The following is a 21,025-nucleotide window of genomic DNA, read 5'->3' on the forward strand; positions in this document are numbered from 1 at the left end:
CCACCGACAAACCACCCCAGGCGACCGTAAATTGACCCCATGGACCTAGAAGCCCGTGCCTCCGACCAGGACCGGGAGACGACCGTCGGCCGCCTCCAGCAGGCCTACGCCGACGGACGGCTGGCCGCCGACGAGATGGAACAGCGGGTCGAACGCGCCCTGACGGCCGTCTCGCAGGGCGACCTGGCCGCACTCCTGGCCGACCTGCCCGAACGGCCCGGCGAGGTGGTCACCGTCAGCACCAAGGCGGGCAAGATCCTTCGTACCGGGCAGTGGCGGGTGCCGAGGGTGCTGCGCATCGAGTCCGTCTACGGCAACCCGCACCTCGACCTGAGCGAAGCGGTGATCGACCACGCGGAGGTCACCTTCGACCTCAACCTGAAGTACGGCTCCGCCGAGATCCTCCTGCCGTCGGGCGCGACGGCCGACACCGACGGCGTGCACTGCGAGTGGGGCAGCGTGGTCTCCGACGTCCCGGGCGCGCCCCGGCCGGGGTTGCCGCATGTGCGGGTGATCGGCGAGGTGGGCTACGGGAGGGTGCGGGTGCGGTATCGGGGCGCTCGCCGGCGGCGGTGGTTCACGCGGGGCGGCGGGTCATGAACACGTCGACGTCGTCTTCGGCGTCGAGGGTGAATCCGTGACGTTCGTACAGGCGACGGGCCGGGCTGCCCCGGAGCACGTTCAGCCTGACCACCACGCCGTCGTGGTCACAACCCGCCAGCAGCCGGCCGAGCACGGCCGACCCGATGCCGCGCCCCTGGAGGCCGGGGTCGAGATAGAAATGTTCGAGCCACACCACGTCGCCGTCGGGCCGCAGGGCCACGCAGCCCGCGAAGGCGCCGCCCACCTCGATGGCCCAGGTGTGCGCGGGGGCGAAACCGTCGCGTAGGCGCTGCCGCACCCGCCGTTCGTCGTAACGGCCGAGCCGTTCGAGATCCGCCCGCAGCACGACCGCCCGCAGCTCGGCAACCGCGTCGACGTCGTCCGGCGAGGCCGCCCGCATCACCCACACGGACGTGAGGCTATCGGCCGGTCAGGATGCGGCCGAGGTGGTAGTCGAGGGTGCGCCGCACGTCGGCCCGGGTGCGACGCCCGTGGAGCAGGTCGAGACCCAGCCCGGACACGCCGCCGACCAGCAGGTCGGCCTCACGGGCCACGTCGATGGAAGGCCCCGGCCCGGCGGCCGTGATCAGGGCGGCGACCAGGTCTTCGAGCGGGTTGGCGTCGTGCAGGAAGACCTCGGCCAGGGCGGGATCGGTGAGGCTGCGCGCGTAGTAGGCGGCCATCACGCGCAGGCTCGCCTGGCGCTGGTCGTCGAGCGGCAGCAGCTCTTCGAGGGTCGCCCGCAGCAGCACACGCGGGTCGGCGGCGTCGCGCAGTGTGGTGATCCGCTCCCGCGCCCGGATCTCGTTCTCGCGGTGCAGCATCCGCAGCGCGGTCACCAGCAGGTCGTGTTTGTCGGCGAAGTGATACTGCACCACGCGGGGAGACACCCCCGCCTCGGCGGCGATCTCGCGCACGGTGGCCATCTGGAGCCCACGCTCGGCGGCGATGCGCCAGACCGCCTCGACGATCTGCCGCCGCCGCCCGGCCGGCTCGGGCTCGACCGCCGCCGGGACCGGCGGGTCGCGCCGCGACCGGTAGGCACGGGCCTGGCAGGCGCGGGAGCAGTAGACCGGCCGACGCCCCCGAGTCGGCGGCCGGATGGCGCCGCGACAGACCCGGCACGTTATTTCGTCACGCACCTGACCAGCCTAAATTGCGTGACGTATTCATTGGCACCCGGGATTTGCGGCTGCTGTCATTGATACGTCCGTACCGATGAGGAGGGGAATGTGAACGAGGCCTGGTATCGGCTGGCGATGCTGCTCACGCTCGCCGCGGGGGTTTGGGAGGGCCCGATCGCGATCATCTTCCGGGTGTTCACCGACAAGGACCCGAGCTGGCTCGTGGCGGCCAACTACCTGCCCGAGCCGTGGTGCTACGTCGCCGCCGTCGCGGCGGCGGTCGCCGCGTTCGTGCTGATCGCGATCCTGGACGTCCGACACAAGAGAGCAACTAGTCACTGATTTTGACTGTCATAATTAGTGACTATATGGTCGGACGCATGACGACAGTGGAAATCACCAGGTTCCGGGTCTCTCCCGAGCGCAGGGCCGACCTGCTGGCCACCCGCGCCGGGATGGTCACCGACTTCGAGGCCGACCGCGAGGGCTTCCTGGGCGCCAGGCTCATCGAGTTGCCCGGCGGCGAATGGCTCGACATCGTCGATTGGCGGTCTTCGGCCGACTTCGCGGCCTCCCGGGCCAAGGGCGGCAACCTCCCCGGCATCCAGGCCTTCTTCGCCGTGATCGACGAACTCCTCTCCTCGGAAGAGGGCACGCTGCACTAGGCGCGGCCGGAGGAGGGCACCGGCGTAACGTCGGATACATGAGCGAAGTGCGGGTACGCCGGGTCTACGAAGACCCGGCCGACGACGACGGCACCCGGGTGCTGGTCGACCGGCTCTGGCCTCGCGGGCTGGCCAAGGCCACTGCCGACCTCGACGAATGGTGCAAGGAGATCGCCCCCTCGGCGGAGCTGCGCACCTGGTATCACCACGATCCCGACCGGTTCGCGGAGTTCGGGCGCCGCTACCGGAACGAGCTGACCACGCCCGAACGGGCGGCGGCGGTGACGCATCTGCGGGAACTCGCCCACGACGGGGTGCTGACCCTGCTCACCGCCACGAAGCAGGCCGACATCAGCGAGGCGGCCGTGCTCGCCGGCCTGCTCAGGTCGTCGGGCTGACGCAGCCCGTCGTCGAGGGCTCGCCATCGCCGACCGTGTGCGGGACGTTGACTTTGTCGCAAGCTTTGACGCACCATGTTGGTACAAAGCTTGCGACAAAGGAGCCGTCATGACCCGTGAACCCTCACCGGACGCTCGTGCGGCCGAGCTGCGACAGGCGGGAGAGTGGCTGGCGAGCCGCGACCTGGGCGGCGTCCGGCCGACCCCGCTGCTCGCCGACCGGCTGGCCGCCCGGCAACGCGCCCGCCTCGCCGGTTCGGTCATCCTGGCCCTGCTCATCCTCGCGAGCGCCCTCGCCGCGACCGTCAACCGCTTCGGCCCCGACGACTTCCGCCCGATGGCGCTGCCGGCCCTGGCCGTGGTGGTGGCCGGGCTGCTGGTGGCGCAGTCGCTGCTCCACGGGTGGGTGCGCCGCGTCGACCGGCGGGCGGGCGCGACGTTGTCCCGCAGGGCCGCCCACCTGATCCAGCCCGGCTGGCGGACCGTGCTCGGCCGCCCCTACGCCGTCTTCTCCGGCGCCGTCTTCGCCGCTTCGGTGCTGCTGGCCGGCAGCGCCCTGGCCGTTCCCGACCGGACCGTGCGGGAACTGACCGTCGTCATGCTGATCGGCCTGGTGGGCGTGTACGCCATCACCGCCCTGCAACTGCGCCACCTGCTCCGCCACCCGGTCGTGGCCGAGGACGAAGACTCGCTGACCGCCGACGTCATCATGCGCGTGGAGGACGCCCGCGAGCTCACCACGCCGAGCGTGCAGTGGAGTCTGCCCATGGTGCTGCTGTTCGGCACCGCTCCCGGCTGGTGGAGCGCCGCCGCGCTGGCCTACGTGCTCGTCAGCCTGGCCGCCTTCGCCACACTCCAGACCAAGGCTCCGTCGAGCACGACGGTGGCGCGACAGGCCGTGACCGCTCGATGATCGTCATCGACTCCACCTCGCCGGTACCCCCCTTCGAACAACTGCGCGCCCAGCTCGCCCGGCAGATCCACGATCGCACCCTGCCCGTGGGCGCCCGCCTGCCGACGATCCGCCACCTCGCCGCCGACCTGGGCCTGGCCGTCAACACGGTCGGCCGGGCCTACCGGGAGCTGGAGGAGGCGGGCCTGATCGAGACCCGGGGCCGGGCCGGCTCGTTCGTGTCGTCCTCCGGCGAAGAGGGCCGGGAACGCGCCCGCCAGGCCGCCGCCGACTACGCGGCGGTGGTCACCAGTCTCGGCATCGACCCGGGTGAGGCGCTCCGGATCGTCCAAGCGGCTCTGCGGCCGGGCACGACCGCACCGACGTCGCCCTGATCAAAGCGGAGGGACCGACGTGTACGGCTGCGTGCTGATGGTGACCGCGCTCTGGAGTTACCGCTCCTTTCTCGGCGTCCAGAACCTCGGCCTGTCCGACGTGCCCTGGCCGGGCATGGCCCTGCTGCTCGCCGGAGCCGCGGTGGTGGCGGCCGCTGGCGTTCGGCGTGCCGACCAGACCTGATGACATGATCAACACGCGCCTCACCTAACGTGACTTCAAGATCGCGAGCTGTAACGTTCCCATCGAGTCGATCTAGGAGAACGGAGCTCGTCTTGACGCCACAACGGCGCATGTCCGCCATCGTCGCTACCCTGCTCGCCCTGGTGACCGCCGTGGCGGCCCAGGTCACGGTCGCAGGGACCGCAGAGGCGGCCCCTGCCACGCGGACCAAGGCGGCGTCCTGTGTACGGCAGGGCCAGGCGAACTACCCGGTGAACTACTACTGGAAGAACGTCATCGGCATGCGGCTCGGCAACGGCGACGTGGCGGTGACCACCACGCCGGCGCTGTGGGGCGGCCAGATCGCACCCGGCTCGACCTTCACCCTCCGCCTGGCCCACAGCACCGCCAAGTGGCCCCTGCTCGTGCAGAGCTACACCACCAGCTGGGACATCTCCACACTGCTGGCCAACGCCGACGTCGTGAGCCAGTCGGGCCCCGGCGCCATCAGCGGCAACACGCTTACGATCCCGTCGTGGGGCGTCAAGACCGACCCCGCGCCCAAGGTCATCACCTTCCGCGTCAGGCCCGGCACCACCGGACGCAGCATGACGATCCGCCCGAGCGGCATCAGCAGCATCGTCGCCTTCCCCGGCCAGCTCGGCGCCAACACCCCGGCTCCGCCGATCCAGATCGTCAACGGCGGCTCCATCTCGCCGACCACGGCCACCAACGACACCGCCACCACCCCGCAGGACCAGGCGGTCACCATCCCGGTCCTGGCCAACGACACCGGCGCCGGAGCCACGATCACCGGCGTGAGCACCCCCGCCCACGGCACCGCGACGATCACCGGCAGCACCATCGTCTACACCCCGCCGGCCGGCCGCAGCGGCACCGACACCTTCACCTACACGATCACCACCTCGTGCGGCACCAGCACCGCGACCGTCACCGTCGCCGTCACGTGCGTCACCAACCCGATCGGCCTGGCCAACAGCAGCTTTGAAGCCCCGTACGTCGCCACGGCCCGCTGGGACATCCCCGACGCGTCCACCAACCCCGCCGCCGGCTGGCACACCACCGCCACCGACCGCAAGCTGGAGATCTGGCGCAGCGGCTACCAGGGCGTCCCCGCAGCCGACGGCCAGCAGTTCGCCGAACTGAACGCCACCCAGGCCTCCACCCTCTACCAGGACGTGCCGACCGTCCCCGGGACCGTCATGAGCTGGTCGTTCTGGCACCGAGGCCGCGCGGGCACCGACGTGATGCAGGTCCTCATCGGCGCCCCCGGCGCGACCGTGGCCCAGACGCCCGACGGCGCGACCTCGCCGAACATCTCGACCGACAACACCGCTTGGCGCCAGTACACGGGGACCTACACGGTCCCGGCGGGCCAGACGACGACCCGCTTCTCGTTCCGGGCCGTTTCGTCGGCGGGCGGGGCGACGTCGGGCAACTTCCTGGACGGGATCGTCTTCCAGACGCCGCCCTGTACGCCGATGCAGTAGTCACCGAGAGCGGCCCGGGATCACCTGGGCCGCTCTTTTGGTGTACGACCTTCGGTCGAAGCAGGGGTTGCACCCGGTACCCAGGTACAGGCTTACCGTCGAGCCATGACAGAAGACGTCACCATTGACGAGGAGTGGGTGCCTTCGGCGTGCACTCTGCCCACCGCCGAGAGGCCCCTGCGACTGGCCGAGTTCGACGGGTTGTTCGCCGAGGCCGTTCAGTCGGTGACCCGCCCGGATGAGACCCGGCTACGGCTGGACCTCGTCTTCAGCCCGGAGAACGCCGCCCGAACCGCCGACCTGGCCGCCAGGGAGAACGGTTGCTGCTCCTTCTTCACCTTCACCCTGACCGTCGCCGGCGGACGCCTGGCCCTTGAGGTGGCCGTGCCTCCCGAGCAGGCCGAGGTTCTCGACGCACTCCAGACGCGCGCGGCGACGACCCTGGGTGCGAGGAACGGCCGATGACCCATCTGCGTAGCGGGCAGGTGGCGCAACAGGCCGGAGTCAATCCACAGACCTTGCGTTACTACGAGCGACGCGGCTTGATCGCCGAACCCCCACGCAGTCCCGGCGGGCACCGCGCCTACCCACCCGAGACCGTCGACCTGCTGATCGTGATCAAGGCCGCCCAACGGCTCGGATTCACGCGCATCGACGACCGCTTGGCAGAGACGAGTGGTCGGCCCAACGCCGACAAGTGGACTCCCGAAGGGCTCGCCACCGATCCCGGATGGATTGAGGTCCAGCATCTCTCCAGTCAGGCGCTCACCGAGATCGCAACGCTGGGCCTAACAACCATCCCCTCGCCAAGAGAGCTGTAGAAACATCTTCCTGGACCTAGCAGTGGACCGGCGGCTTCGCGCCCTGGTGGGGCGGCTGCGCCGGTCGGTGTACGGCCCGGGGCGCAGCTATTAGGGACGGGCGCCCACATCGCAAACCGTAGGTGTTCGGCACCCCCAAGTGGGACGTCAATGGCATCCGAGACGACCTGCGTGATTACCTCCTCGCCCACCGAACGATGAGGTGCTGGTCGCGACGACGCCGGTCTCGAGAAGGGCACCCGCTCTGCCGCCGTTCCGCGCCCAGCCGTGACGGGTCGGCCTCTCATTCGGCGCATTTCCGGAAATTCACTTACCGGCCAAAGAGATGCTGTGATCTATATCACAATATCTTGACTGACTGTCACACCGCTTCCGACTGGGCCGATCGCGCAGTGTCACAGGTCCACCGCGAATTTGCCGCTGTACCAGCATGCATCAAGGGCGCATGATCGCACTTGGCTGGCTTTATGTCAGATTTATGCTGTCGAGACTTACGTATGCGGAGCTGCGGAATGCGCGTCTTACGGTCATCGACGATGGCGTCAATACTCGTGCTGAGCGCATTTCTTACGAATGTCTTCGCGGACGCGAATCCCCCTGGGGCCAATGCATATGCGGCTTCGCGTGAATTGAGTGTGGCTCCGGATGAATCGATCGCAGCACGCGCCGTTCCCGTTCCGGGGATCGCGCCGGGTGCCGAGGACGCGCCGTTCACGGCCCGGCGGACTCCGGAGCTAGCCTGGCCGAAAGCCGCTCGCGCGGACATCACGGTTCCGTCGTCGGGAGAGCCGGTCGCCATCGCGAACCTGCCCGTCAAAATCGGTCCCGCCAGGTCGCCCGATCAAAGCCGGACGAAGGCGGCTTCCCCCCTAGGGATGCGATTAGAGACATTCGGCGACGACGTCGCTCGACGCGTCGGCGGAGTAGGCATGATGATCCGCCTGATCCGCACGGACGGAACCGACGAGCACGGAACCGTGACGGCAACGATCGATTACTCGTCGTTTCGTGGTGCGCGCAAGGGAGGGTTCGCCTCGCGGTTGCAGCTCGTCGAGGTCCCCCACTGCATGCTCGCGGTCCACCCGACCGAGGTGTGCAAGCACACGTATCGAAGAGACCGTCGTGCCGTCCCGGTCGAGAATGATTCCGCTGGGGGCACGCTGACGGCCCAACTCCAAGTGGCTCCCGCAACGAGCGACAGCGAAGCCACCGGGCTGTACGCGGTCGCGTCCGCCGCCGCCGCGACGGACGGAGGTTCGTCCGGCAACTTCCAGGCCACCGATCTCAAGCCATCGGGGACGTGGCAGGTGGGACTGTCCGGAGGCGCGTTCTCCTACTCCTATCCAATCGCCGTGCCACCCGGTCCTGGAGGTAGCGGCCCGGAGCTGGCGCTGGAATACAATTCGGCCTCGGTCGACGGCCTGACCGGAGGCACCAACAACCAGGCTTCGGTCGTAGGCATGGGCTGGGACCTGAATGTTGGTTTCATCGAGCAAAGTTTCCACCCCTGCGGGTCCGCTGCGGAAATGTGCTGGGACGCCGTTCCTGGAGACAAGACCACTCCACAGCTGACACTTTCCGTCGATGGACGGTCCTCTCCGATCGTCAAGGACTCGGTGACGGGATCGTGGAAGACGGCCGAGGACTATGGCTGGAAGATCGAATCTCTGCCTACCTCCACCTCAGGCTCGACAGCGGGCAAACCCTACTGGCAAATCACCACACAGGAAGGCACCGTCTACCGGTTCGGTTACCACCGCGCGTCCAGCCTGCAACAGCCGTACCAAGCGGAGAACATCGGGGAACCTTGCCACAGCGGATACCCCACTCCGGCGACGCTGTGTGTCGGACCCTACCGGTGGATGCTTGACCGGGAGGTCGACAGAAACGGCAACGTGATCGACTACGCATGGCAACGGGTCTCGCGTACGTACTGCTCAGACGCGCTGCCGTGGTCATCGTGTGGGGCATCCTACGACTCCGACGCCTATCTCACTCAGATCACCTACGGCCACAATCTGAACGTGGCCGGGTCGGCACCGACCGCGCGGGTCATCTTAACGACAGTCGGCCGCAGCCTCGGCGGGCGTGCTGACTTCCCTGAGGAAGAGGACTGCCCGCCCACCCAGTACTGCATCATCCACCCGATGTACTACAAGACCAGCCGCCTGTCCGCGATCACGACACAGACGTGGAGCCCTGGCGCTGCTCAGTGGGAGGATCTCCTACGGTTCGAGTTGACGCAGCGATGGGTCGACACTCCCGCCGATCCGTTCGGTGAGCATCCGATCCTTTGGCTGGACGCCATCCGTCCCATCGGGATGGCGGGTACCAGTCCCGACATCGTCCAGCCCAAGGTCCGCTTCGATGCCGTCCTCTTGGACAACCTGTACGTCGCTTCCGACCCGATGCAACCGGAGTACCTGTTCCCCAGGATGTCGGCCGTGGAGAACGGGCTGGGTGGGCGGACGGAGGTCACCTACGGACAACCTTCCGGCTGTTCCCTGTCCACGGAGTCATCTGCGACCTCTCGTCAGAACAACACGAAAGACTGCTACTGGACCTTCGTTCGGTACTGGGTCGACGCGGCCTCCCAGGGACACACCGAGGGAGACGTGTGGAACAAGTGGCTGGTCACCAAAGTGGTCGAACGCGATCTGGTCGGCGGCTCGCCCGACATGCAGACGAGGTACGAGTACCTCGGTGGAGCGGGATGGGCGCGACCAGGGGTCTACCAGGTATTGGGCGGCGCATACCCCGGTGTCTACGAATGGACCGACTTCCGCGGCTATCCGACCGTTCGCACGCTCAAGGGCGCCGGCGTCGATCCGTCCCAGTTCACCGTCTCCACGACGTCGTTCTTCCGCGGCATGTACGACGACCTGCTCAACAACGGCACGGCGCGGGGAACCACGGTCAGCGACTTCGACGGGAACAGTTACGCCGACAAGCGGGAGTTGACGGGACGTACCCTGCAAGATCAGTCCCAGCGTGTGACAGGCATGAGCACACCCGTGCCCGCCTGCCAGTACCCGGCTTGGCGATCCGGAGTCACCTACCAGGCGGGGGCCCGCGTCACGAACGGTGGTCACCACTGGCAGGCGATCGTCAGCAACTCCAGCTTCGGCGGTTTTCCCTCCGGCTACTGGACGGACCTGGGGGCCTGTCCGATGACGGCGTCGATACCAAATGCGTTCGGTGAGGAGACTTCTGTCCGATACGAATACCAGATCGTCCCCACCGGAAACGGCCCCGGGTTCGCCGACCCTCACATCGTCAATCAGACCAAGCAGGTCGCCCGGGAGAAGATCTCCACCGGCTGGCGCTACAGCGAGGTGTCCACCACCTACGACACCGCGGGCCTCCCCATCAAGGTGAACGACTACGGCGAACGAGGCATCGCCGACGACAACACCTGCACGAGCACGACGTACGCCCGCAACACCTCCAGCGCCTGGCTGGTCTCATTCATCGGCCAGGAGGAACGTCGATCGGGCGATGACTGCGCCGCCGGCACCCTTCTGGACCGGACCGTCACGCTCTACGACGGCGCGACGACCGAGGCGGCGAACGTCCCCACCATCGGCAACCCGACCGAGAAGCGCAGTTTCTCCTCCGACACCACCTACGTCACGACGAAATCGACTTTCGACGCCTACGGTAGAACCACATCGGCCACCGATCCGCTTGGCCACACCTCGTCGACCATTTATGCGCCGCCGACGGGCATGCCCCTGGACGGGATCGTCACGACGAACCCCCTTGGCCACTCGGTGACCTCGCGTCCGGCTCCTTGGGGAAGCATGGTCGCCATTGAGGACGCCGACGGTCGCGAAGCGATGATCGACTATGACGCGCTCGGCCGCACAGTCGCCTACTGGACGCCCTCGCAGCCGAAGTCGTCCGGGACGCCGTTGATCTCGGTCACCTATGCCATCCCTTCCAACCCCCAAGGGCAGGTGACCGGGCCACCACTGACGACCACCTCACGTCTGATCGGCCTGTCTGGCGGCACTCCCGTGTACGCCAAAACTTACAAATACGACGATGGACTGGGCCGCGACCGCGAGACGCAGGTTCCTTCCCCTGCCGGCGGCCGTGTCGTGACGGTCTCCACATACGACCAGCGCGGGCTGACAGTGGTACGGGGACGATCGATCTACAACTCCGCCCTTCCAGGGAGCGGCCTGCTCAACCCAGCGGCCGCGTCGATCCCACAATGGGCAAAGACCGTGTACGACGGCCTTGAACGAGTGGTCGTCAGCGCCGACATGTCGCAGAACGTGGAACTCCGCAGAACCACCTCAAGCTATTTCGGCGACCGGGTCGAGGTGGTGCCTCCAGTCGGCGGAAAGACAGTTACGCGCAGCGATGTGGCGGACCGCGTGACGAAAATTGAGGAATGGCGTGACGCGACCTCGCATTCCGACACCACGTACGAATACGACGTGGCCGGTCGGCTCACCCAGCAGGTCGATGGGAAGGGCAACGTCAGGACGTTCACCTATGACCTGTTGGGCCGGCGCCTCGGTGGTCACGATCCCGACACCGGCGACGCGCAGCAGGGGTACGACGCGGCCGGCAGAATGACATGGTCCATCGACGGAGCCGGTGTCAAGACGTCGTATACCTACGACGAGCTGAACAGAAAGACTGCGGTCTGGGCTGGCGAACCGGGTGACGGCGAGAAGTTGGCCGAGTGGGTGTACGACACCCTGTCCAAAGGCAAATTGACGAGCAGCACTCGATTCGCCGACGGAAACGCGTACGTCGACACGGTCACCGGATACGACACCGATGGCCGTGTTACCGGCTCGCGATTGACGATCCCCTCGGCCGAGGGTCCACTCGCGGGCGACTACGCGTTCTCTGTGGCGTACACCCCCGCGGGAGGCATCGCGCAATACGGCATGCCCGCCGCGGGCGGCCTTTCCGCAGAGACGCTGACGTCGACTTACACGGCGCTCGGACTACCGGACAAGCTTGAATCGAATGCGTATGGCAACACCGCCTATGTGAGCTCGACGGCCTATTCCGCGACCGGTCGGCCGACGGCCCGTACATTCGGAACGAACGGCAAGCTGCGGCGCACCTTTACGTGGGACACCGCGACCGGATGGCTGAGCCGGCTGGTGACTGAGAGCAACGCCCAGTCGGCCAGCCCGGTGCTCGTCCAGGACGATCGCTTCTCCTACACCCCCACGGGGGAGATCACCCGCGTGCTCGACGCAATGTCGGCGCAAGGCACGAGCCCCGGACAATCGGAATGTTTCCAGTATGACTCTCGGCATCGCCTGAGCAGCGCATTCACGACCACGGGAGCGGACTGCACCGCCGCACCCGACCAACTGGGCATCGACCCGTACAGCCAGACCTACACCTACGACGCGGTCGGGAACATCGAGAGCCGGACGACGAACGGGCAGACAGAGACCTACGCGTATCCCGCTGCGGGAACGACCTCCGTCCGGCCCAACGCGGTGTCCTCTGTGGCACGCCCGAGCGGCACGGATACCTACCAGTACGACGCGGCCGGTCGGATGATCTCACGCACGGTCGAGAACACAACCTCGGCCTTCGAGTGGAACGAACTCGGTGAACTCACCAAGACGACGGTGGGCACCGATGAAACGGAGATGGTGTACGACGCCGAGGGTGAACGGCTGATCCGCCGCGACCCTGATGGTACGTCCACCCTTTATCTGGGCGCGATGGAGATCAAGACGTCTGCCGGACAGCTCAGCGCCACGCGCTACTACACATCGGCGGATGGAACGCTCGTAGCCATGCGCAGCTCCGCGACCGGGGCCGGAGGAGGCCTCAGATGGTTGGCCGCAGGCCTGCACGGTTCGATGCAGGTGGCCGTCGACGACGCGACAGGCGCTGTAGCACGGGAAAGATACCTGCCCTTCGGCGCGCGTCGGGGCCAAGACGATCTCCCCTTCACCGAGAAAGGATTCCTCGGGAAGACGGAGGACCCGTCCGCCGACCTCGTCTATCTGTCGGCACGATATTACGATCCACAACTCGGGAAATTCTTATCACCGGACCCTCTGCTCGATCTGAATGTTCCCGAACTAGCCAACGCATACAGTTACGCAGGCAACAACCCGATCGGCCTGTCCGATCCGACCGGCCTTTCGGTCTGCAGCTCAGAATTGCTTGACAAGTACCAGTACAAGAAGTGCGTCGATTACGAACGCAACCAGGAGAAAGCCTGCGCGAAGAATGCCAAGTCGCAGGCATGCAAGGACTGGGAACAGATCAAGGACACTCTCGACTATGTCAACAGTCTCCTGTGCATCTGCGTCATGGGCGACCCGGACAGCTTGAAGAAGATTCTCGGCGAAGACCTCTACAATCAACTCGGCGCCGCCGCTGGGGACTTTTTGTTCGCGCTCATGGCGACGGTTTTCGAGGATGCGATAGCCTGTGTATCAGGCGATCTGGGCTCATGCGCAACATTCGCGATAGGATTCGTGCCCGGAGCCAAGATCGGGCAGCTCGCAGCGAAATTTGGCATCAAGAGCGCGGCCATCAAGAAGATGGCCAACCGACTTGCCGGCAAAGTAGGCTTCGCTCGTGGCCTATGTTTCGGTGGAGGCACGGGCGCTGGGTGCAAAGGCCACTTTCTGCTGGGTCTCGACAATGGGGTCTCCGGCGGGCTGGAACAATACGCGAAGAAACTCGGGCTGCGGAGTTTCATGCACCTGAGTCGCGCCGAAGCGGCCGAAGCCTTCGAGGCGGCGGTCAGAAGCGGTGCGAAGTTCACATTCAATCTCGATGGATTCGTACCGCCAGGAAAGAATATGAAGGAATATCTCGAGTCTGCCATGGACGGGGCGCTCGACTACGGTCCACGGCAAGGGAACATGACCAACTGGGAGCTGGCCATCTTGCAGAAATATGGGCAGCTCGGTAAGGTGCGATTCATGCTCAACGGCAAGGTCATCAAGAACCCGTTCGCTTGACATGGGGCTCGCATGGATCTTCTTGCGGCGTACCCAGACCGGCAATTCCGTCTCTGGGCTTATGTTCCGACTCATTCCAAGCTATTGCTGCGAAGCGGAGACGAGACGCCAGACGGAATTCGAATCGATATCGCATTCCTGAGCGTGCGCTGGATCGAGTTGCCGCTGATTATGCAGGGATTGCTCATCTCTCGCCTCCCATCCAGGACCGAGGGGGTCGCCTCGGGCGCCCCTCCAGAGCTGAACAAGGCGGAGCAGTGGTTCCTCGTCAAAGGTGACAATTATCGCGGGTCCCTCGTGGCGCAGAGCTTTGAGATAGACGAAAGGCGGGGCGCGCGGTTTCGAGATATCGACAAATGGGGGATCTGCGAGTGGTGAGATCGGCGATCTCGCAATGACCCATTAATGGCCCGATGCTCGGTCTCGCCGATCTACAGCGGACTTCAATATCAGGCCGGCCACAGTTAGGAGCGGGAGGCCAGGTCCTGGAGGCCGACGACCCGCAGCAGTTCGAGCCGCTGGTAGGTCTCGGTGCCCGGCCGCGCCGAGTGCACGATGAGTTGCTGGCTGTGGCCGTCGCTGACCAGCACCTCGCAGTCGAGGTCGAGGACACCGACCACGGGGTGCAGGAAACGCTTCGGCGACGGGCGGCGCACCACGACGTCATGCGACTCCCAGAGTTCCTCGAACTCAGGTGAGGCGGCGCGGAGTTCGGCCACGAGGGCGGCGGGGCCCGGGTCGTGAGGGCGTGCCGCGGTGACCGCACGCAGGCTCGCCACGTGCGCGCGGGCATGCTCCTCGTGGTTCTCGGGTGGGGTCAGGTCCCGTGCGCCCGGCACCGTGAACCAGCGGCGGATCATGTTCGTCCCCACATGGTCGCCGGTCACGGCCACTGACATGGTGTTCTGCGCGAGCATCTGGCCCCAGTCGGTCAGTACCGACGCCGGGATGTCGTGCAGCCGATCGAGGATCAGCAGCAGCCCCGGGCGGACGTGGTCTGAGGAGCCGCCGGGGCGGGGCGGCTCCTGGCCCGCCAGGTGGAACAGGTGGTCGCGCTCCACGTCCGTGAGCCGCAGGGCGCGGGCGAGAGCGGTGAGCATCTGCCGCGACGGGTGAGAACCGCGGCGCTGTTCCAGCCGCGTGTAGTAGTCCGTGGACATCCCGGTGAGCTGCGCCACCTCCTCGCGGCGCAGGCCCGGGGTGCGGCGCCGCGGACCCGTGCTCAGGCCCACGTCGGAGGGCGCCAGGCGGATGCGGGCGCGGCGCAGGAAGTCGGCGAGCTCAATACGGTCCACTGTTCGAGGATGCCCTGCTCACGGGCGTGTATCCAGGGTGCGCCGGTCCCTGGATGCCCACGTCTCTCCCGCCGCTCCCCGTCCTTCCGCACGCTTCGAAGGTGGCTACGACGACGAGGAGGCGGCCATGCTGATTTTGGTGACAGGAGCGACGGGCCAGGTCGGGCGGCGGTTCGTGCCGCGGCTGTTGCAGAACGCGGCGCCCGGCGACGAGGTACGGGTCCTGGTCCGGGACGCGGCGCGCGGCGAGCGGTTCGCGCAACTCGGCGCCCAAGTGCTGGTCGGCGATCTCCGGGACGCGGAGGCGCTCGGCAAAGCGACGGCCGGCGTGGACGCGGTGGTGAACGTCGCCGCCGCGTTCCGCGGGGTGCCGGATGAGGAGGCGTGGTCGGTCAACCGGGACGCGGCCATCGAACTCGGCCGGGCCGCGGCGGCTTCAGGCGTGCGACGGTTCGTGCAGGTCAGCACCGGTCTCGTGTACGGCTCGGGGCGAGGCAGGGCGCTGGTCGAGAGCGACGAGACGGTGCCGGGCGATCATCTGTGGGGCGCCTACCCCGAGTCCAAGTGGGAGGCCGAGCGTGCGCTCAGCGCGTTGGACGGCCTCGATGACCTCCGCATAGCACGGTTGCCGTTCGTGTACGGCGACGGCGACCCGCATCTGGCCGATGTGATGAAGTGGGCGCCGAACTGGCCCGCCATGCAGCGCCTGCACATGGGCCACCACCTGGATGTGGCGCAGGGCCTGCGCCGCCTGCTGTACGCACCCGGGGCACACGGCGTCTACAACATCGCCGACGACGCCCCGGTCACCACGGTCGACCTCTTCCAGTTCCATGGGCTGCCGGTGCCGCAGGACGCCTACGACAGGGACGTCCCGGATCCTTGGCACAGCGTGATGTCGACGACGCGCATCCGCCACGAACTGGGCTACCGCCCTCTGATCCCCTCGGTATGGACGGCGCGGGACGCGGGAGTGCTGTAACCGGCTGCAAAACGGGCACGGACACCGAAGCCCAGGCAGAGAATTGCCTCTGACCTGGGCTTTTGAATTGGTGGAGCCTGGGAGATTCGAACTCCTGACATTCTGCTCGCAAATGGGAGCCAGCCGACACGTCGGGAACTACGGCGCAGGCCAGAGCTCTGCTCGTGGGCGATGGCGCCCATCGTCAAGCGCTAGGGGACGAGATCGGTGCAGGCCATCAGGTCGGGATCGTGACGGTGAAGCCCTGCTCATGCAGGAAGAGCAGGAACAGATCGGTGGCGACCTCGGGCTGGTGACCTTCCCAGCCAGCGGTACTTGAAGGTGTGAATCATCCCGTGTGGCGGTCATTTATGTCATTCAGCAGATCCGCGATCGTCGTGGCCGCGAGTTGCGCCCGGAGGCGGTCTTCAACCTCGGCGTACACCCCGTCGAGCGCCGGCCGGATGCCCGCCCCCACCGGGCAGCAGGGGTTCGGCGGGGTGGCGTGCATCGCGAACAGCGGGCCGTCCTCCACCGCGCGGTAGACGTCGAGCAGCGTCACCTCGCCCGGCTCCCGAGTCAGCCGCCAGCCTGCGCCCGCCCCGCGCCTCGACTCCACCAGCCCGGCGGCGCGCAGTTCGCCCAAGCAGCGGCGGATCACGACGGGATTGGTCTGGACGCTTCCCGCGATGCGGTCGGAGGTCGCGACCTGCCCGTTCAGTTGGTCCATGGCCATCCAGGTCAGGATGTGGGTGGCGATCGTCAGCCGGCTGTTCGCACTCATTTGACCCCATTGTAACAGTCGTGGTTACATCGCAGTCGTAACAAGTTCTGTTACGACTGAGGAGTAAGATCATGAGTACGTTCGACGGAAAGGTGGCCGTGGTCACCGGCGGCACCACCGGCATCGGCCTTGCCGCCGCCCGGCGGCTCGCCGCCGACGGCGCGCGGGTCTACGTCGTGGGCCGCCGCGAGGCCGAGCTCAAGAAGGCCGTGGACGAGATCGGCGACCGCGCGGTCGGAGTCCGCGGCGACGTGTCCGATCTCGGCGACCTCGACCGGCTCTACGCCACGGTCGCCACGGAGGGCGGCATCGACGTGCTGTTCGTCAACGCCGGGGGCGGTGAGTTCACCCGCCTCGAAGACGTCACCGAGAAGCACTTCGACCAGACCTTCGACACCAACGTGAAGGGCACGCTCTTCACCGTCCAGAAGGCTCTGCCGCATCTCCGCGAAGGCGCCTCGGTGATCCTCACCGGCTCCACCGCGGCCGATTCCGGGGCCGAGGCCTTCGGGGTGTACGCCGCTTCCAAGGCCGCCATCCGCTCCTTCGCCCGCACCTGGGCCAACGAGCTCAGGGGCCGTGGCATCCGGGTCAACGCCCTCATCCCCGGCCCGGTCGAGACCCCCGGCATCGACGGCCTCGCGGCCGACGCGGACGGCGCGCGGGAGCTGAAGGGCGTTCTGGCCGGGCAGGTCCCGCTCGGACGGATGGGCCGCCCCGAGGAGATCGCGGCGGCAGTCGCCTTCCTGGCGTCCGACCAGAGCAGTTTCGTCACAGGTTCCGAGCTGTACGTAGACGGCGGCCTCAACCAGATATGACCAGCGTGGTGGCCGCTCAGCGATCAGCTTGTCGAAGGAACACGTCTGCCCGCAGAAAGTCTTGGTCATGGAAAGTCGCCTCTGACCTGCGGTGGAGCCTAGGGAATTCGCCCCGCCCCTCGGGCGGAGCGGGCGAGGTCGTGGTCCAGGTCGGCTCCGCCGAGGTACTGCTCGAATGGAAGGACGGCGTGATCTCCGACGTCCGTGCCATCGACGAGAGCGTCCCCATCAACGAGATGCAGACCATGGAACAGGAGACCGGCGCCATCGTGTGCTACCGCTGCGCGGTCGACACCGAGACCGGCGCCTGGTGGTGCTGGCAGGTGGTCTGCGGCACCTGACCGGACCATACTTAGCGAACTGGCCGGGCGACCGGATCGGCTCGGCGACGGGCCCAACGACGGGCTGGTGTGGATAACACTGCGTCGCCCGTATCGGCCGCTGACCCATCACGCTGCTCGCGCGGCGCTGATGCGCGCCAACCACATTCTGGGCGCCGACTGCAGCCTGCACGATCTGCGACATACGGCAACAATGCGAAGTCGAAGAACCGGGTCTAGCCGCGGAACGTGTGCCGGTAGGCCGTGGGGGACACGCCGATCACGGTGGTCAGGTGCTTGCGCATGGACGCACCGGTCCCGAAACCGGCCTGCTCGGCGACGCGGTCGACGGGGAGGTCGGTGGTCTCGAGCAGATGGCGTGCGCGTTCGACACGCTGCTGGATCAGCCACCTGCCGGGAGTCATCCCGACCTCGTCGCGGAAGCGCCGGGTGAAGGTGCGGACACTCATCCGCGCCCGTCCTGCCATCTCGGTGAGCGGGATGGGCCGGTGGAGTCGCTCCAGCGCCCAGACGCGGGTGTCGGAGGTGGTGGCCGCCGACGGTTCGGGCACCGGACGCTCGATGAACTGCGCCTGGCCGCCGTCCCGCCACGGCGGCACGACGCAGAGCCGGGCGACCCGGTTGGCCACCTCGCTGCCGTGGTCGCGACGTACCAGATAGAGGCACAGGTCGACGCCGGACGCGACTCCGGCCGCGGTGAGCACCTCACCGTCGTCGACGAACAGCACGTCGGAGTTGACCTTGACGCTGGGGAACATCCGCTGGAAATGCTCCGCCTCGGTCCAGTGGGTCGTCGCCGGCCGCCCGTCGAGCAGGCCGGCGGCGGCCAGGACATAGGAGGCGGTGCAGATCGACACGATGCGGGTGCCCGGCCGGAGATGCTCGAATATCCCGATGACCTCGTCGGAAAGCCGAGCTCTGTCGTCGAGGGGGCCGCAGGAGAACGGGGGGATGACGAGCGTGTCCGCCGTCGCGAGGATCTCGCTGTCGTTCTCGACCGTGACACTGAAATCGGCGGAGGTCCTGACTGGTCCCCCGTCGACGCTGCAGGTGAGCACTTCGTACAGCGGCTCCTCATCGGGGCCGGCGGCGGTGCCGAAGATCCTCACGGGAATGCTGAGCTCGAAGGGGTAGACCCCGTCGAGCGCCAGGACGACGACGCGATGCATGGCCAGATCCTTGCAAATATTGGCAGTCGGGCCAATCGCCGGGGCGTCTCGACCTTGGCAGCCTGGGGCACATGAGAATGCGCGCGATCGGCCAGGACTCCCTCGGCGGCCCGGAAGTGTTGAAGATCGTCGAGGTGGCCCGGCCGGAGCCGGGCCCCGGTGAGGTGCTCGTCCGGGTACACGCCACGTCGGTCAACCCGACCGATTTCTGGCACCGGGTGACCGGCGGGCTGGCGGGAGGGCCGATCCGGCTCGGGTGGGACGTCTCCGGCGTGATCGAGGAGGTCGGGTTGGGCGTGACCCTGTTCGAGCCCGGGGACGAGGTGTTCGGCATGCCGTTGCAGCCACGGCCCGCCGGCACCTACGCGGAATACGTGGTCACCCCCGCGCGGCACCTGGTGCGCAAGCCGGCTTCGCTGTCCCACGTCCAGGCCGCCGCGTTGCCGTTGGTCGCGCTCACCGGATGGCAGGCGCTGGTCGACACCGCCCGCGTGCGCCCCGGGCATCGTGTGCTGGTGCACGCCGCGGCGGGCGGGGTCGGCCACGTCACGGTGCAGATCGCCAAGGCGCTCGGCGCCTACGTCATCGGCACCGCCAGCGGCCCCAAGCACGATTTCGTGCGGGGCCTCGGCGCCGACGAGGTCATCGACCACACTCGCACCGACTTCTCCTCGGCGGCCGGTGACGTCGACATCGTGGTCGACACCATCGGCGGAGAATACGGCCCGCGCTCTCTCCGGATCCTGCGCGAAGGAGGCCTGGTCGTCTCGCTCGCATCTCCGGACGAGGCAGGGCTGTCGGTCCACGCGCGCGCTCTCGGGTTCCGCTCCACCTTCATGATCGTCGAGGCCGACCAGGCGGGGATGCGGGAGATCGCCGCTCTGGTGGACTCCGGTCGGCTGACGCCCGAGATCCACACGGTCCTCCCGCTGGAGCAGGCCGCCAGGGCCCACGAGATCGGCGAGACCGGCCGGACGACCGGCAAGATCGTCCTCACGGTCGCCGACTGACCTCGCCGAACAGGCTGGCGATGAGCAGCCGTCGTGATGCCTTGCTGCGCAAGGCCATCCCCACCGGCCCTCAAGCGGCGACACAGCTGTTGATCAGGCAGCCAAAGAGTCGGGTGACTGGCTATGCGAAGCCGTAAGAGAAAAGGGACCTTTGACGAGCGAAGCGAGGCCCTGCCAGGGAGCGCAGCGACCCGGAGCGACAGCGACGCCAGGACGCCAGGACGCGATAGCGGCCAGGGGGAGCGCGAGGGGGCGACAGCCCCTTCGCATCGGGGGGTTCGGGGGTCGTCCCCCCGTAGAAGACCGAGAAGGACTTGTGAAAGCCGCCCCGAAAGGGCGTCAACCACAAGTCATTAGAAGGTGGAGCCTAGGAGATTCGAACTCCTGACATCCTGCTTGCAAAGACGCATGCCGATCTTGCTCGATCTGCCGAGACGCAGCTCACGGCGCTGATCGCGTTCCCCGTGACTCCCCGCTCTCCCCCCTCGTTTACCGCCCCATCGGGCACGCAATGGGCACGGCTGGCAGACTCACCGCGTGATCACTGATGGGGATCAGTGCAACATTTCCGATGCGTGGGAGATTCGCGCGTGAACCACAGCGCCTGGAAGCCGTTCCTGGGGCGCTGGAGCGAGGAACGGCAGATCGCCATGGGGCGTAGTGCGCCCAGTATGAGGCGCCGCGCAGTGCCGACGGTAAGCGCCGGCAGCCACGCATCGGCCCGTTTCAGACAGAGAAGGAGTGCAAGGCCACGCTTCGCGAGGTGCTCGGCCAGGTGGACTGCGGCGAGCACGCCGACGACCGGAACCTGCAGGTTGGCTACTACCTCATCCACTGCATCGCCGACCGCGAGACCGTCGAGGACGATCTGGCGAAGAGCCTTGTCGAAAGCTACCGCAAGGCCATCGAGCTGTACTTCAAGCCGGGCCTCGGCCACCTGCGCTTGGTCGACCTGCGCGACGAGCACATTCGTGAGCTGTACGCGGCGATGCGGAAGTTGCACTGAATCAGGTGTTGATTGAATCGACCACGGTTTTGACTGACGTTGCCATGCGGATTGCATTTGAAGTACGGTCCCATCGGCAGCAAATTTGGAGGAGTCCG

General features: G+C 67.1%; 22 protein-coding genes. 17 read left to right on the forward strand and 5 right to left on the reverse strand.

The genetic code is table 11. The annotated features are described in order from the left end of the window. Positions 1-39 precede the first annotated feature (39 nt). Positions 40-600, forward strand: coding sequence for a DUF1707 SHOCT-like domain-containing protein (locus QSK34_RS23290; protein WP_285586530.1), 561 nt, complete (start codon positions 40-42; stop codon positions 598-600). Here the strand turns inward: QSK34_RS23290 and QSK34_RS23295 are convergent. Together QSK34_RS23295 and QSK34_RS23300 are read right to left on the reverse strand one after the other, a co-directional pair. Next, positions 578-1,003, reverse strand: coding sequence for a GNAT family N-acetyltransferase (locus QSK34_RS23295; RefSeq protein WP_285586718.1), 426 nt, complete (start codon positions 1,001-1,003; stop codon positions 578-580). The genes QSK34_RS23290 and QSK34_RS23295 overlap by 23 nt on opposite strands. Positions 1,004-1,022: 19 nt before the next feature. Beyond that, on the reverse strand, positions 1,023-1,745 hold the full coding sequence (locus tag QSK34_RS23300; protein WP_285586532.1) for a TetR/AcrR family transcriptional regulator: 723 nt from the start codon (positions 1,743-1,745) through the stop codon (positions 1,023-1,025). A gap of 90 nt (positions 1,746-1,835) precedes the next feature. Between QSK34_RS23300 and QSK34_RS23305 the strand changes: the two genes are divergently transcribed. The 11 genes from QSK34_RS23305 (at position 1,836) to QSK34_RS23355 (ending at position 13,921) form a co-directional block, all read left to right on the forward strand. After that, a complete protein-coding gene (locus QSK34_RS23305) occupies positions 1,836-2,069 on the forward strand; it encodes a hypothetical protein (protein ID WP_285586535.1) in 234 nt (77 codons plus the stop codon). A gap of 38 nt (positions 2,070-2,107) precedes the next feature. Further along, entirely contained in the window at positions 2,108-2,392 is a 285-nt protein-coding gene (locus QSK34_RS23310; protein WP_285586537.1) for an antibiotic biosynthesis monooxygenase family protein, read from the forward strand. Between the two features lie 38 nt (positions 2,393-2,430). Then, positions 2,431-2,790 (forward strand): DUF488 domain-containing protein, encoded by a 360-nt coding sequence (locus QSK34_RS23315; protein ID WP_285586539.1) that lies wholly within the window; start codon positions 2,431-2,433, stop codon positions 2,788-2,790. Positions 2,791-2,899: 109 nt separating this feature from the next. Further along, on the forward strand, positions 2,900-3,703 hold the full coding sequence (locus QSK34_RS23320; protein WP_285586541.1) for a hypothetical protein: 804 nt from the start codon (positions 2,900-2,902) through the stop codon (positions 3,701-3,703). Further along, positions 3,700-4,077, forward strand: a complete 378-nt coding sequence (locus tag QSK34_RS23325; protein WP_161479445.1) for a GntR family transcriptional regulator — start codon at positions 3,700-3,702, stop codon at positions 4,075-4,077. Before QSK34_RS23320 ends, QSK34_RS23325 begins: the two co-directional genes overlap by 4 nt. 19 nt (positions 4,078-4,096) lie before the next feature. Next, positions 4,097-4,261, forward strand: a complete 165-nt coding sequence (locus QSK34_RS23330; RefSeq protein WP_285586543.1) for a hypothetical protein — start codon at positions 4,097-4,099, stop codon at positions 4,259-4,261. A 110-nt stretch (positions 4,262-4,371) separates the two neighbouring features. Continuing rightward, complete coding sequence (locus QSK34_RS23335) at positions 4,372-5,751, forward strand: Ig-like domain-containing protein (RefSeq protein ID WP_285586546.1); 1,380 nt, start codon at positions 4,372-4,374, stop codon at positions 5,749-5,751. A gap of 105 nt (positions 5,752-5,856) precedes the next feature. After that, positions 5,857-6,216 carry a hypothetical protein gene (locus QSK34_RS23340; RefSeq protein WP_285586548.1) on the forward strand — a complete coding sequence of 120 codons (360 nt, stop codon included), beginning with the start codon at positions 5,857-5,859 and terminating at the stop codon, positions 6,214-6,216. Continuing rightward, positions 6,213-6,572 carry a MerR family DNA-binding transcriptional regulator gene (locus QSK34_RS23345; protein WP_285586550.1) on the forward strand — a complete coding sequence of 120 codons (360 nt, stop codon included), beginning with the start codon at positions 6,213-6,215 and terminating at the stop codon, positions 6,570-6,572. The genes QSK34_RS23340 and QSK34_RS23345 overlap by 4 nt, the downstream gene beginning before the upstream one ends. 536 nt (positions 6,573-7,108) lie before the next feature. Further along, positions 7,109-13,543, forward strand: coding sequence for an RHS repeat-associated core domain-containing protein (locus QSK34_RS23350; protein WP_285586552.1), 6,435 nt, complete (start codon positions 7,109-7,111; stop codon positions 13,541-13,543). Between the two features lie 12 nt (positions 13,544-13,555). After that, entirely contained in the window at positions 13,556-13,921 is a 366-nt protein-coding gene (locus QSK34_RS23355; protein ID WP_285586555.1) for a hypothetical protein, read from the forward strand. An 86-nt stretch (positions 13,922-14,007) separates the two neighbouring features. Here the strand turns inward: QSK34_RS23355 and QSK34_RS23360 are convergent, their stop codons facing one another. Next, the gene (locus QSK34_RS23360; RefSeq protein ID WP_285586557.1) at positions 14,008-14,838 is read right to left on the reverse strand and encodes a helix-turn-helix transcriptional regulator; all 831 of its coding nucleotides are present in this window, start codon (positions 14,836-14,838) and stop codon (positions 14,008-14,010) included. A 127-nt stretch (positions 14,839-14,965) separates the two neighbouring features. On the opposite strand from QSK34_RS23360, the gene QSK34_RS23365 reads away from it, so the two are divergent. After that, complete coding sequence (locus tag QSK34_RS23365) at positions 14,966-15,820, forward strand: NAD-dependent epimerase/dehydratase family protein (RefSeq protein ID WP_285586559.1); 855 nt, start codon at positions 14,966-14,968, stop codon at positions 15,818-15,820. A gap of 328 nt (positions 15,821-16,148) precedes the next feature. Here the strand turns inward: QSK34_RS23365 and QSK34_RS23370 are convergent, their stop codons facing one another. Continuing rightward, the gene (locus QSK34_RS23370; RefSeq protein ID WP_285586561.1) at positions 16,149-16,583 is read right to left on the reverse strand and encodes an Rrf2 family transcriptional regulator; all 435 of its coding nucleotides are present in this window, start codon (positions 16,581-16,583) and stop codon (positions 16,149-16,151) included. 71 nt (positions 16,584-16,654) lie between these two features. On the opposite strand from QSK34_RS23370, the gene QSK34_RS23375 reads away from it, so the two are divergent. Together QSK34_RS23375 and QSK34_RS23380 are read left to right on the forward strand one after the other, a co-directional pair. Then, positions 16,655-17,401 carry an SDR family NAD(P)-dependent oxidoreductase gene (locus tag QSK34_RS23375; protein ID WP_285586563.1) on the forward strand — a complete coding sequence of 249 codons (747 nt, stop codon included), beginning with the start codon at positions 16,655-16,657 and terminating at the stop codon, positions 17,399-17,401. Positions 17,402-17,541: 140 nt separating this feature from the next. Next, positions 17,542-17,742 carry a hypothetical protein gene (locus tag QSK34_RS23380; protein ID WP_285586564.1) on the forward strand — a complete coding sequence of 67 codons (201 nt, stop codon included), beginning with the start codon at positions 17,542-17,544 and terminating at the stop codon, positions 17,740-17,742. 215 nt (positions 17,743-17,957) lie between these two features. On the opposite strand, the gene QSK34_RS23385 is transcribed toward QSK34_RS23380, so the two are convergent. Beyond that, positions 17,958-18,911 (reverse strand): GlxA family transcriptional regulator, encoded by a 954-nt coding sequence (locus QSK34_RS23385; RefSeq protein WP_285586567.1) that lies wholly within the window; start codon positions 18,909-18,911, stop codon positions 17,958-17,960. A gap of 77 nt (positions 18,912-18,988) precedes the next feature. On the opposite strand from QSK34_RS23385, the gene QSK34_RS23390 reads away from it, so the two are divergent. After that, on the forward strand, positions 18,989-19,921 hold the full coding sequence (locus tag QSK34_RS23390) for an NADP-dependent oxidoreductase (protein ID WP_285586721.1): 933 nt from the start codon (positions 18,989-18,991) through the stop codon (positions 19,919-19,921). A 763-nt stretch (positions 19,922-20,684) separates the two neighbouring features. Further along, positions 20,685-20,927: a hypothetical protein gene (locus QSK34_RS23395; protein WP_502875539.1), complete on the forward strand. Its 243-nt coding sequence runs from the start codon at positions 20,685-20,687 to the stop codon at positions 20,925-20,927. Positions 20,928-21,025: the final 98 nt, after the last annotated feature.

The organism is Herbidospora sp. NBRC 101105 (assembly GCF_030269205.1).
Lineage (GTDB): Bacteria > Actinomycetota > Actinomycetes > Streptosporangiales > Streptosporangiaceae > Herbidospora > Herbidospora solisilvae.